This is a genomic window from Achromobacter sp. Marseille-Q0513 (genome assembly GCF_018195695.1).
Classification (GTDB): Bacteria; Pseudomonadota; Gammaproteobacteria; order Burkholderiales; family Burkholderiaceae_B; genus Achromobacter.
In genome coordinates this window covers 1-902 of the sequence record NZ_JAGTJY010000396.1, presented here as the reverse complement: position 1 = coordinate 902, position 902 = coordinate 1, and the positions used below count along the sequence as shown (strand labels likewise).

General features: G+C 62.4%; 1 protein-coding gene. It reads right to left on the bottom strand.

Features of this window, described 5'->3' with window-relative positions:
- Positions 1-270: 270 nt before the first annotated feature.
- On the bottom strand, positions 271-902 hold a 632-nt coding region (locus tag KDH83_RS30870; RefSeq protein ID WP_212322875.1), incomplete at its 5' end, for a Fic family protein.

The window sequence follows — 902 nt, the reverse complement described above, 5'->3', positions numbered from 1 at the left end:
GATCTTGAAAGAGGTCAGCCTCGCGGCCGGCGGAAATCGCCTACGGCGTAGATGTTTGGAAGTTCTATCTCTTACTGGCGCCTGCGTGGGGGCCGGTGGGTATGTGGGTGCAATCCGGGGAGCCGGTGGGCAACTCTGTGGGCAGGCGCGTGGGCAAGCGGAGCTTGTCCATCCGGCTGTCCATAGCGTTGTCCACGGGCCGAGCTGCGCGAGCCGGATGGTCCCGGAGGGAGCATCCACATATCCACGGGTCCGCTTCTTCCCGTCCGTTTAGCGCTCCAGGTCTCGCCCCTTAACGCGATCATTTTCGAGCTGCGTGCTCTTCTCGACCTGGCGCCCTGCTCCACCATCAACAATGCCCACACCTCCATGTGGATAGCGGATGCTCATGACCTGGCCGTCGACAAGGTCCTGCGAGTTCAACAGCGCGTGGCGCGCGTGCAGCACCATGTGATCGCCTTGAGCCTGCACCACATAGCGCTCAGTGCATCCTACGATCAAACCCTCATACGACTGGCCTGGCGCCGGCGCGTCGAACTGGACCTTCTCACCGGCCACCACTCTGCCGAGGTCGCGCGCGTGCTCTTGCTCGAGGTCGGTAATGTGGGCGCGTATAAGTCGCTCCAACCGCGTCGAGCTCCCCTCGTAGGCGTCGATCGCCGCCTGGATCATGTCCTTGCGTGCCATCCCCCCCCAGTCGATTACATAGCCGGCGTCGCGCGCCACATGGCCGATGAATTCACGCGTGGAGCGACCATTCCCTTCGCGGAACGGGTGGAGGACGTTGAGTTCACCAAGGTAGAAACCTGCTCGTTGGCAGAAGGTGTCGACGTCCAGGCCACGGAGCAATTGTTCGCGGTGAAGCGGCCGGATGATTTCCGGCGCATAGCTCTCAATCTGCT